The sequence below is a fragment of the Methyloversatilis sp. XJ19-13 genome (genome assembly GCF_024580155.1).
Classification (GTDB): domain Bacteria; phylum Pseudomonadota; class Gammaproteobacteria; order Burkholderiales; family Rhodocyclaceae; genus Methyloversatilis.
Genome location: NZ_JANINH010000011.1, coordinates 90,134 through 101,153, shown reverse-complemented (window position 1 = coordinate 101,153; position 11,020 = coordinate 90,134). Strand labels below are relative to the sequence as shown.

13 protein-coding genes are annotated in these 11,020 nt (G+C 66.0%); 3 read left to right on the top strand and 10 right to left on the bottom strand.

The features are described from left to right. Positions 1-29: 29 nt before the first annotated feature. The 7 genes from NMQ14_RS14455 to NMQ14_RS14425 form a co-directional block, all read right to left on the bottom strand. Complete coding sequence (locus tag NMQ14_RS14455) at positions 30-1,328, bottom strand: MFS transporter (protein WP_257097271.1); 1,299 nt, start codon at positions 1,326-1,328, stop codon at positions 30-32. A gap of 169 nt (positions 1,329-1,497) precedes the next feature. Continuing rightward, positions 1,498-2,355: an HDOD domain-containing protein gene (locus NMQ14_RS14450; RefSeq protein WP_257097233.1), complete on the bottom strand. Its 858-nt coding sequence runs from the start codon at positions 2,353-2,355 to the stop codon at positions 1,498-1,500. A 111-nt stretch (positions 2,356-2,466) separates the two neighbouring features. Then, complete coding sequence (locus NMQ14_RS14445; protein ID WP_257097232.1) at positions 2,467-2,769, bottom strand: YqjK-like family protein; 303 nt, start codon at positions 2,767-2,769, stop codon at positions 2,467-2,469. Continuing rightward, positions 2,766-3,146 carry a phage holin family protein gene (locus tag NMQ14_RS14440; RefSeq protein WP_069038837.1) on the bottom strand — a complete coding sequence of 127 codons (381 nt, stop codon included), beginning with the start codon at positions 3,144-3,146 and terminating at the stop codon, positions 2,766-2,768. The genes NMQ14_RS14445 and NMQ14_RS14440 overlap by 4 nt, the downstream gene beginning before the upstream one ends. 5 nt (positions 3,147-3,151) lie before the next feature. Further along, positions 3,152-3,472, bottom strand: a complete 321-nt coding sequence (locus tag NMQ14_RS14435; RefSeq protein ID WP_257097231.1) for a YqjD family protein — start codon at positions 3,470-3,472, stop codon at positions 3,152-3,154. A 51-nt stretch (positions 3,473-3,523) separates the two neighbouring features. Continuing rightward, a complete protein-coding gene (locus NMQ14_RS14430; protein WP_257097230.1) occupies positions 3,524-4,558 on the bottom strand; it encodes an SGNH/GDSL hydrolase family protein in 1,035 nt (344 codons plus the stop codon). A 49-nt stretch (positions 4,559-4,607) separates the two neighbouring features. After that, positions 4,608-5,402 (bottom strand): exodeoxyribonuclease III, encoded by a 795-nt coding sequence (locus tag NMQ14_RS14425; RefSeq protein WP_257097229.1) that lies wholly within the window; start codon positions 5,400-5,402, stop codon positions 4,608-4,610. Positions 5,403-5,454: 52 nt separating this feature from the next. On the opposite strand from NMQ14_RS14425, the gene pyrE reads away from it, so the two are divergent. Together pyrE and NMQ14_RS14415 are read left to right on the top strand one after the other, a co-directional pair. After that, positions 5,455-6,075, top strand: coding sequence for an orotate phosphoribosyltransferase (pyrE, locus tag NMQ14_RS14420; protein WP_257097269.1), 621 nt, complete (start codon positions 5,455-5,457; stop codon positions 6,073-6,075). A gap of 2 nt (positions 6,076-6,077) precedes the next feature. Then, complete coding sequence (locus NMQ14_RS14415; RefSeq protein ID WP_257097228.1) at positions 6,078-6,698, top strand: hypothetical protein; 621 nt, start codon at positions 6,078-6,080, stop codon at positions 6,696-6,698. 9 nt (positions 6,699-6,707) lie between these two features. Here the strand turns inward: NMQ14_RS14415 and NMQ14_RS14410 are convergent, their stop codons facing one another. Together NMQ14_RS14410 and NMQ14_RS14405 are read right to left on the bottom strand one after the other, a co-directional pair. Then, positions 6,708-8,207 (bottom strand): YifB family Mg chelatase-like AAA ATPase, encoded by a 1,500-nt coding sequence (locus tag NMQ14_RS14410; protein ID WP_257097227.1) that lies wholly within the window; start codon positions 8,205-8,207, stop codon positions 6,708-6,710. A gap of 95 nt (positions 8,208-8,302) precedes the next feature. Further along, positions 8,303-8,671, bottom strand: coding sequence for a YidH family protein (locus NMQ14_RS14405; RefSeq protein ID WP_257097224.1), 369 nt, complete (start codon positions 8,669-8,671; stop codon positions 8,303-8,305). Positions 8,672-8,962: 291 nt separating this feature from the next. Between NMQ14_RS14405 and NMQ14_RS14400 the strand changes: the two genes are divergently transcribed. After that, entirely contained in the window at positions 8,963-10,090 is a 1,128-nt protein-coding gene (locus NMQ14_RS14400; RefSeq protein WP_257097223.1) for an aminotransferase class V-fold PLP-dependent enzyme, read from the top strand. Here NMQ14_RS14400 and NMQ14_RS14395 read toward each other — a convergent pair. Then, on the bottom strand, positions 10,062-11,020 hold a 959-nt coding region (locus NMQ14_RS14395; protein ID WP_257097221.1), incomplete at its 5' end, for a sensor histidine kinase. The genes NMQ14_RS14400 and NMQ14_RS14395 overlap by 29 nt on opposite strands.

Sequence of the window (11,020 nt, the reverse complement as noted above, 5' to 3'; positions counted from 1 at the left end):
CCCGGAAACAGGCGCCGCCTTGACCCTTGCTAATTGCCTCGTTCCGCCCGCGCCGCCAGCCAGACCAGCGCGAGCACCGGCACGCCGAGCAGTGCGGTGCCGGTGAAGAAGAATTCATAACCACGCTCGTCCACCACGACGCCGGAAAACCCGGCGATGAACTTGGGCAGCAGCAGCATCAGCGAACTGAACAGCGCGTACTGCGTGGCCGAATACGCCACATTGGTCAGCCCCGACAGATAGGCCACGAAGGCGGACGACGCGATGCCGGCCGACAGGTTGTCGGCCGAGATCGCGAAGATGAGGCCGCTCACGTCGTGGCCGCGACCGGCCAGCCAGACGAACAGCAGATTGGTGACCGACGACAGCAGCGCACCCAGAAACAGCGTCTTCATGACGCCGATGCGGGCCGTCAGCACACCGCCGATCACCGCACCGGCGATGGTCATGCCCACGCCGTACACCTTGGCCACCGTCGCCACCTCGTCCTTGGTGTAGCCCATGTCGACATAGAAGGCGTTGGCCATGATGCCCATGACCACGTCGGAAATGCGGTAGGTGCCGATCAGGGCCAGCAGCAGCACGGCCTGCCAGCGGTAGCGGCGGATGAAGTCGAGCAGAGGCGACAGCGCAGCGCCGTGCAGCCAGGCCGCCAGACGCAGCAGCGGGCCGTGCAGGCCCTCGCGCATCAGCCAGTCACGAGCGCGCGCCTCGCGCTGCACGGTTTCGGCCGACACCACCACCTCCGGCTCGCGGATGAGCAACGTAGTCACCACGCCGACCGACATGCTCGCCGCCATCACCAGGTAGGCGAAGCGCCAGGGCGCGTGCTCATAAACGAGTTCGGTCGCATCGACCGATGCCGCCAGCCACAGCACGCCGGCCGAGGCGACGATCATCGCGATGCGGTAGCCGCCCTGGTAGGTCGCCGCCATCGCGCCCTGCAGCCGCTGCTCGACCGCCTCGATACGGTAGGCGTCGAGCGCGATGTCCTGCGTCGCCGAAGCAAAGGCAACCGCCAGCGCGCAGTACGCCATGCGGCTCAGGTTCTGCGCCGGATCTGTTGCGGCCATGCCGAGCAACGCCAGCGCGATGGTGAGCTGTGACGCCAGCAGCCAGCTGCGGCGCCGACCGAGCAGTCCGGTCAGCAGCGGCAGTGGCAGGCGATCGACCAGCGGCGACCACATCCACTTGAAGGCGTAGGCGAGGCCGATCCAGCTGAAATAGCCGATGGTCGAGCGATCGATGCCCGCCTCGCGCAGCCAGTACGACAGCGAGCCGAGCACCAGAATCAGCGGCAGCCCGGCGGAAAAGCCGAGAAACAGCATGCCGGCGACGCGCGGGTGCGCATAGACCTTCAGACTGTCGAGCCAGCCGGCAGCAGTGGATTGCGGGGTCACGGGCGAGGCGCAGGTGCGGTGCGGGGCAGGAACAAGGCCGGAAGATACCAGCCCCGGCGACCCACCGCGCGGCAGCGCCGGTCGAACAGCTTTTGGGTCAGGCGTATTCCGGAAAGAACAGCCCCATCACCGCGGCCATGGAACTGCTTGCTTCGGCGCATGCGCCCTCGAAAGCCTGCGGTTCCAGCCGGGTCATGTTCCACGCCTCGGGTACTACGGTGGCCACGATCCGGGCCGAATCGAGCAGTTCGCCGTCGTGACCGACTGCGCAGCGCGCGAAATGCAGCAGGCAGGCTTCGAACTCGTGCGGCGCGCCACGTGCCGGATCTGTCTGGGCGCCGATGGCTGTCGAAAAACTGGTCGGCAATTGCCATGATCGCAGCAGTTCGGCACCAACAGCGGCGTAGTCGCATCCGATGACGTCGCGTTCGATCAATTCCGGCGCGGCGCCGGACGCCCGGCACTCCACCAGCGCTGCCTCGGCCAGTTGAGGAACATGCATGAACATCACCATGTGGCCGATGTCGGCCAGCAGGCCGCCGACGAACAGACGTTCGGCATCAAGCAGGCCGCAGCTCTTGGCGGCCGCGCGCGCCAGCAGCCCGCGCATCGCGGACGCGCGCCAGAAACGGGCAACGTCCATGCGCTCGGGGCGCATGCCGGAGAAGACGGCGGTCACCGTGGTGGCCAGCACGATGTCGTGCACCTGCTGCATGCCGAGCACGCTGACCGCGCGCGACATGGTTTCGACCTTGCCGGGAAAGCCGTAGAAGACGCTGTTGACGACGCGCAGCACGCGCATCGTGATTCCGGGATCAGCCACCACCACTTTCGCGAGGTCGAGCACCGAACCTTCCGGATCGTCGAAAACCTGTTTCACGCGATGATAGATGGCCGGCAGGGTCACCAGCTCTGTCGTGCGCTGCGCCAGTTCCTGTGCGGTAAAGGAGGACATGTCTGGAGTCGGAACGATGGCAGTGAGCTGAATTCGGCAATCTTGCCGAAAACTTGAGTTACCGGCGCCGAACCCGGGCCTGCCGGCCTGCACTTCCGATGCGCGCGCGGATCATGGTCGTCTGCCGTCGGAACCCAGTCTGTGCTGCAACTGCTGCAGCAATCGCCAGCCCCCCCACAGCCGCAGGCCCCAGCGCCAGACGCGACGCGGCCGCAGAAGGATCATGCCGACCGCTGCCGCGGCGATGACTTCAGGATGCATCCGCACCCACTGCACACCGTCGCGTACCGTGTCGCCAACGCGCAATGCCGGGGACAGCGCGGCAGACTGTTCCACCGCGATGCTGCGCAGCGTTCGCGAGCGCTCCAGCAGCCGCTCGCGCGTCAGGGCAAGGCGCATGCGTTGCGGATTCATGGCTGCAGGCTATCGCGGTCGCGTTTCAGTTCGTCAAGCGACGATGCGAACAAGCGTGTGCCCTCTGCCATGCGCGCGCGCGCAACGACCGCCGCGAGCACCCCGAGCGTGATGAACAGCGTGGAAAACAGCGTCAGCGCCAGCAGGCGGTGGCTGTCCCACAAAAGCACCGTCAACAATACCGCCAGAAAGGCGATGCCAAAGGTGAGAAAGGCGATGGCCAGTGCGCCATACACCAGCAGCTCGGTCAGACGCAGCGCTTCATCGCGCGCCTCGACCGTGACCAATTCCAGCCTGACATGGACAAGTTCGATCAGGCTGGAGAAGAACCCCTTCAGCGATACGGCAAGACGCTCGGGCCGTTGCGGTTCCGACATCGCGCTCAGCGACGACCGATCAGGAGCCCGATCAGCAATCCGGCACCGGCCGCAACGCCGATCGCCTTCCATGGGTGATCGTGCACATAGTCATCTGTGACGCGCGCCACTTCGCGCGACTTTTCCTTGAGTGCCGCTTCGGCGTCGGCCAGCTTGTGGCGCGCGGAGGTCAGGTTTTCCTGCATGCGCACGCGCAGTTCGCTCACTTTTTCGCCAGCCTGATTGGCCGTGACCTTCAGCAGTTCTTCCGCGTCGGCGATCACCACCTTCAGGTCCGCAATCAGCTTCTGCTTGGTGACTGTTGATTGATCGATGAGTTCGGACATTGATGTTCTCCTTGTTGAATGGGGTGCCTCGAAAGACACGAAGTTAACCCCTTAAGTTGCCTCGCGCAACGCACCTGTGTGGGCCTGCACCCTTGAAGCACGTAGGCGACCGGCTACGCCGATCAGGCCAAGACCGGCCAGCAGCATGGCCCAGGTCTGGGCCTCGGGCACCGGCGCGAGTGCGGATGCGAAGGCGGACGCGACCTGCTGGTGAGCTGCCGTGGTGATGTGCACACCATCCCAGAACAGATATCCGGCACCGTTGCCGTCGACGCAGGACACGCTTTCGATGCAGGCGTCCGTCGCGTTCGTGAAGCCGAACGCCTGCGGATCAGCATTGACCGCGGTGATCAGTGCGAAGGTGTCGGCGGTGAAGAAGTTCGCGTCCGGCAGCGCAGCGTCGAGATCGGCGAGCAGATCGGCCAGTGCAGCATTGTGTCCAAGCGATATCTGCGTGGCCACCAGCGAAATGAAGGGATCGTCGTCAGCCAGCTCGGGTACCAGACCCAGATTGGGCAGGTTCGGGATCAGGAAATTCTTTGCACCTGCGGCATACAGCGTGGTGACCGAGCTGTAGAGATTGCCGATGGCGTTCGCGACATAGGCCTGCGGATCGACCGAGCCCGGTGCCGCTTCGGACAGCAGGAAGTAATCGTTCGGACCCGCCCAGATGAAGTACAGGTCGCTGGCACTGGCGGTTCCGCCGCTGCCGCCCAGGTAGCCATTGACCTGCGCCACGACGCCGGTGCCGTTGAAGAAGTTCGGCGGAAACACCGACTCATCGTCATCGATGAAGTTGTCCGAACCGCCGCCGACCGGTGTGCCGGTGCGGGCGCCCGCCACGGCAAAGTTCGACAGTCCGGCGCCGAGCGTGTCGGCCAGATACTCGACCGCCGTGATGCCGTTCGACAATCGCCCCTCGAAGTACGGGAGAGGCGGATAGAGGTTTCCGGTCAGCGCGTAGAGATTCCCGTCATCCGACAGGCTGTCGCCGAAGGCATAGATGCGGTCATACGCCGCAGCCGGCAGCGGCAGGGCGAATGGCGCGGTAAGCAGGGCGAACAGCACGACACGGCTTGTCTTCATGGAGCACTCCAGTGATGAACGGAAAACCCGATGGCTCGAGACTGAAGGATCAGGGCAGGCTGACATCGTAGTCGACAATCAACGGCGCATGATCGCTGAATCTATGGTCCTTGAAGACCCGCGCTGCGCGGGCCTTCGCGGCGATTCCCGGGGTCGCGATCTGGTAGTCGATGCGCCACCCGACATTGTTTGCGCGCGCCTGGCCGCGGTTGCTCCACCAGGTGTAGCAGTCCTCGGTGGCGTCGGGGTGCAGGATGCGATAGACATCGACCCAGCCGCCCTGCCCGAGCAGGGCGCTCATCCACGCCCGCTCTTCGGGCAGGAAACCTGAATTCTTCAGATTGCCCTTCCAGTTCTTCAGGTCGATTTCCCGGTGCGCGATGTTCCAGTCGCCGCAGATGACGATCTCGCGGCCGCTGGCGCGCAGCGCTGCCAGATGCGGCACGAAGGCGTCGAGAAAGCGGAATTTCGCCTCCTGCCGCTCCGGTGCGCTGGAGCCGGACGGCAGATAGAGCGAAATGACGGTCAGGTCACCGAAATCGGCTTCCACGTAGCGGCCTTCGTCATCGAACTCCTGCTCGCCGAACCCGGTGATCACGCGCGAAGGTACCCGCCGCGCGTACAGCCCGACACCGCTGTAGCCCTTCTTCAGCGCGTAGTGGAAATGGCCGGGCAGACCGCCGAGCGCGGCCGGCGCGCGCATCGCATCGTCGAGATCGGCCGCCTGCGCCTTCAGCTCCTGCACCGCCAGCACGTCCGGCGATTCGCCGGCCAGCCAGGTCCACACACCCTTTGTCGTGGCCGAGCGGATACCGTTGAGGTTGAGCGACACGATACGTAACATGGCCGGTTTATCCGATTTATTGGGAAATTCCGTGGATTCTAGACGTTCATTCGTGCAGTTCGCCTGCGACACCGGCGTGCTGCGCTTCGGCAGCTTCACCACCAAGGCGGGCCGCCAGTCACCGTACTTTTTCAACGCCGGATTGTTCAACAGCGGCGCGTCTGTGCTAAAGCTTTCGGAGTTCTATGCCGAAACCATCCTGGACCGAGCGCCGGCGTTCGACATGCTGTTCGGCCCGGCCTACAAGGGCATTGTGCTGGCCGCCGGCGCGGCGATGCAGATGGCGCAGCGCGGTCGCGATGTGCCGTTCGCATTCAACCGCAAGGAAGCGAAGGACCACGGCGAAGGCGGCACGTTGATCGGCGCGCCACTCAAGGGTCGCGTGCTGATCATCGATGACGTGATCAGCGCCGGCACATCGGTGCGCGAGTCGGTCGAACTGATCCGTGCCGCCGGCGCGACCCCGGCCGGCGTCGCCATCGCGCTTGATCGCATGGAACGCGGCAGCGGCGCCTTGTCAGCGGTTCAGGAAGTGGAACGTTTGTATGGCATGCCGGTGGTGGCCTGCGCCAGTCTCGATGATCTGGTGGGCTACCTGCAGCTCACCCCCGGCATGGAGAGCAATCTGGCGGCGGTACAGGCGTATCGCGCGCAATACGGAGTCGGCACCTGAAGATGATCACCCTGGAACTGCGTCACCTGCTGCCCGGCCTGGTCCTGATCGGCCTGATGCACACGCCGCTCGCCGAGGCGCGCGTCTATTGCTGCAAGGACGCGCGTGGTCATCAGGTGTGCGGCGACGTGCTGCCGGAATCCTGTGCCGACCGCAGTTACCGCGAGCTGAACAAGCAGGGCGCGACGGTGAAGCAGGTCGATGCGCCGATCAGTGCGGAACAGCGCGCAAAGCGCGACGCCGCGGCGCAAAGGGCCAGCGAGGAAGACCGCGCGCGCCAGGAACAGCGTCGCCGCGATGCCACGCTGCTCAATACCTATTCGAGCGAGCGCGACATCGACATGGCGCGCAAGCGCCGGGTGACCGATATCGAAGAGCTGCTTGTGCAACTGCGCGACCAGCAGCAGACGCTCAGGAAGCGCCACGTCAATCTGGAAGCGGACGCCGCGCGCTTCGCAGGCAAGCCGGTACCGCCAGGCATCAAGGACCGGCTGGACACCAACGCGCAGGACATGCGCCTGCTGGCCGACAACATCGCAGCGAAAGAGCGCGATCTGGTCGAGACACAGCGGCGCTTCCAGGAAGATCTCGCGCGTTTCCGCCAGCTCGCCGGCCAGAACTGAACCAGCGATCTATCCTGCCGGCACGTCGAGCGCACGCCGGTACTGGATCGCTTCGGCCACATGCGCCGGGGCGATGCAATCCATGTCCGCCAGATCGGCGATCGTCCGCGCCACCTTGAGACAGCGGTGATAGGCGCGCGCCGACAGGTTCAGCGCCGTCATCGCCTGGCCGAGCAGCGTGCGCGCCGGATCGCTGAGCACGCAGTGCAGATCGATGTCGGCCGCCTCCAGCGACTGGTTCGGCCGCGCCTGACGCGCGAGCTGCCGACTGCGTGCAACCTGCACCCGTGCGCGCACAACGGGCGTGGCTTCACCCGGGCCTGCGCGCAGCTCATGCTCGGCCAGAGGCGCCACGGTCACCATCAGATCAATGCGGTCGAGCAGAGGCCCCGACAGGCGATTCCGGTAGCGCGCCACCTGGTCCGGCGTGCAGCGGCAGCGCGCCGACGGATGACCCAGATAGCCGCACGGACAGGGATTCATCGCTGCGACCAGCTGAAAGCGCGCCGGAAACTGCGCCCGGTGGGCGGCGCGGGCAATCGTCACATGACCGGTTTCCAGCGGCTCGCGCAGTGCTTCGAGCACGCGGCGGTCGAATTCGGGCAGTTCGTCGAGAAACAGCACACCATGGTGAGCCAGCGAAATTTCGCCCGGCCGCGGCACGGCACCGCCCCCCACCAGCGCGGCCGCGCTGGCCGAATGATGCGGAGCGCGGAACGGCCGGTGCGTCAGACGGGCGGCGTCGAACAGGCCGGCGCCCGACAGCACGGCCGCCGTTTCCAGCGCCTCGGCTTCTTCAAGATCGGGCAGCAGGCCGGGCAGACGTGCCGCCAGCATCGACTTTCCGGTGCCGGGCGGGCCGCTGAGCAACAGCGAATGACTTCCCGCAGCGGCAATTTCCAGTGCGCGGCGCGCCTGCAGCTGGCCCCGCACATCGGCCAGATCCGGCCACACCGGTGCCGCGTGCTGCGCAGGGGCGCTCGCGCGGTGCAGTGCCTCGCGACCGCACAGGTGGGCGCACACGTCGAGCAGCGAGCGCGCGGCGCGCACATCGACGCCAGCCACCATCACCGCTTCCGCCGCCGACTCCGCCGGCAGCACGAAACAGCGACCGGCATCGCGCGCGCCAAGCGCCATCGGCAGCGCACCGCGCACCGGGCGCAGCGCGCCGGTCAGCGACAGTTCGCCGGCAAACTCATGGCGGTCGAGGGTTGGCGCGGCGAGCGCACCGGACGCGATCAGGATGCCGAGCGCGATCGGCAGGTCGAATCGGCCGGATTCCTTCGGCAGATCAGCCGGCGCCAGATTGACGGTGATGCGCCGGGCCGGAAACTCGAAGCCGGAACACAGGATGGCCGCGCGCACGCGGTCGCGTGCTTCCCGCACTTCGGCATCAGGCAGACCGACCAGGGAAAACGCGGGCAACCCGTTTGCGACGTGCACTTCGACCGCCACCTCAGGTGCATGCAGGCCGGCCAGCGCGCGGCTGCGCAGTATGGCGAGTGACATGTAATCGTCATTTTGTGCAATGGGCGCAGTCTAGCGCACACTGCGGCATTCAATGCCATCGGAATCGACCGGTCGCAGTTCCGCGGCGCGTGTGCTCAGGCTGCCCGGTAAAGCATGACCGCCAGCCCGGCCCCCAGCGCCGCTACGACGAGATTGACCCAGGCGCCCCAGCGCGCGCCGTAGCCGGGCGGGAATTCGGCCGGTGTAAGCGTGCCGAGCAGGCGCAGGTATTGTCGCGACGACCACCCGGCCACCCATGCGCCGAGCACGATGAACGCCAACCCGAACCACAGCGACGCGCCGGACAGGCCGGCCCCATGCTGTGCCGGCGATACCAGCCGGATCAGGATGCCGGCGCGTTCGACGACGAAACCGAAGGCGATCAGCGCCAGACTGGTGCGGTTCCACGCCAGCAGCGTACGCTCGGCGGCAAACAGCACGCGCGGGTCCTTCAGGTCAGACAAGATGGTGAGTCCTCATGGGTTGTGATGCGGCATGCGTCCCGGCGCGCAGCCTGCGTGCCGGGACGCATCCAGACACGGACGTTAGCAGACCCTGCGAACGCTGCCCTGACGGGTTGCGCGGTCCGGTCGAGCGAACCGGCGCGCGGTGATTTAGAATCGCGGGCCTTCGAGTACGCACGGAACGGCCATCCGCCGACCGACGACCCGTCGAATCGTCACAGGCACTGTCCTGCCGCCGCCACGAGCGACGGCGCGGTCCTGTCACACCACCTCATCTATCCGGAGAACACCGTGCCCAGCCTGTTGCCCAATGTCGACCCCCAGGGGCTGCTCGAATATTCGGTCGTGTACACCGACCGCGCGCTGAACCACATGTCGCAGTCCTTCCAGGGCGTCATGAAGGACATTTCGCGCGTGCTCAAGCAGGTCTACAACGCGAAATCGGCGGTCGTCGTGCCGGGCAGCGGCACTTTCGGCATGGAAGCTGTAGCGCGCCAGTTCGCCACCGACAAGAAGGTGATGGTGATCCGCAATGGCTGGTTCAGCTTCCGCTGGACGCAGATATTCGACATGGGCCGCATCCCGTCCGAATCCGTCGTGCTGAAGGCGCGCCAGCCGGTGCCCGGCTCGCAGAAGGCGTTCGCGCCGCCGCCGATCAGTGAAGTGGTCGCCGCCATCCTCGAACACAAGCCCGCCGTGGTGTTCGCACCGCAGGTGGAAACCTCGGCCGGCCTGCAACTGCCGGACGACTACCTGCGCGAGGTCGCCGCCGCCGTGCACGAAGTGGATGGCCTGTTCGTGGTCGACGCCATCGCCGCCGGCACGCTGTGGGTGGACATGGGCGCACTGGGCATTGACATCGTCGTCAGCGCGCCGCAGAAGGGCTGGAGCGGTTCGCCGTGCGCGGGTCTGGTGATGCTGGGCGAGCGCGCCCGCGCCCGCATCGATTCAACCACCAGCACCAGCTACGCCGCGGACCTGAAGAAGTGGCTGCAGATCATGGAAACCTATGAAGGCGGCGGCCATGCCTATCACGCCACGCTGCCGACCGACGGTCTGACGCAGCTGCGCAAGGTCATGCTGGAAACCGAAAGTTTCGGTTTCGACAAGGTGAAAGCCAACCAGATCGAGCTGGGCCGCCAGATCCGCGCGCTGATGGAAGCGCGCGGCTTCGAAAGCGTTGCCGCCGACGGTTTCAAGGCGCCGTGCGTCGTAGTCAGCTACACCAGCGATCCGGATATGCAGAACGGCAAGAAGTTCATGGCGCAGGGGCTGCAGATCGCCGCCGGCGTGCCGCTGCAGGTCGACGAACCGGCCGATTTCCGCAGCTTCCGCATCGGCCTGTTCGGTCTGGACAAGCTGCAGAACGTCGAACGCACGGTGCAGAACTTCAAGGCGGCGCTGGACAGGATCGAGTAGTTCCCGTCGGCTCGCCCGTCGGACACCGCTTCGATTCGCACTCCGGCGGACCGACCACTGCGCGCGGCAGGTCCAGCACGAATTCCGCACCGCCCTCAGGGTGGTTGCGGGCGGACAGCGCGCCGCCGTGCTGTTCGACGATGCCGTAGCTGATCGACAGGCCGAGGCCGGTGCCCTTGCCGACCGGCTTGGTCGTGAAGAAGGGTTCGAAAATGCGCGACAGGTACTCGTCGGGTATGCCCGGTCCGTTGTCGCGCAAGTGCATGCGCACCCGGTCGCCATCGTTGGTGCAGCTCAGCGTGAGCTCGGCGACGCGATCCTCAGCGCCAGCCGCATCGTAGGCGTTCTGCAGCAGATTCATCACCACCTGCTGCAATTGACCGGCGCTGCCGGTGACCACACAGGGCTCGCGCGCCGCCCAGTGCAGCGCGACGGCCGCGCTGGTGCCCTTGTGTATCCAGTGGATGGCCCGCTCGATCACGGCATTGAGATCGACGGCGCTGCGCCCTTCCGGATCAACGGCCGAAAAGCGCTTCAGCCCATTGACGATGTCGGCGGTGCGCTGCGCGCCTTCCATCGTGCCTTCGATCAACGACGGCAGATCCTTCAGCAGATGTTCGATGCGCAGCGCAGCGCGCAGCGTGCCCAGTTCGGCGTCCGACGCCCCGGCGTGCACGGCGTCGATGTAGCGGCCCATGCGTTCGCTGTATTTCTTCAGCGCGTGCACGTTGCCGAGCACGAAGCTGATCGGATTGTTGAGCTCGTGCGCAACTCCGGCCACCAGACGGCCGAGCGACGCCATCTTTTCCGAATGCAGCAACTGCTGCTGTGCCAGCTTGAGCGCCTCGTGCGCCTCGCGCAGCTCGTGGTAGGCGCGCTTGAGTTCGGCGGTCGGCCGGCCGACCAGCACGGTGCCGGCGCGCCGGCCGT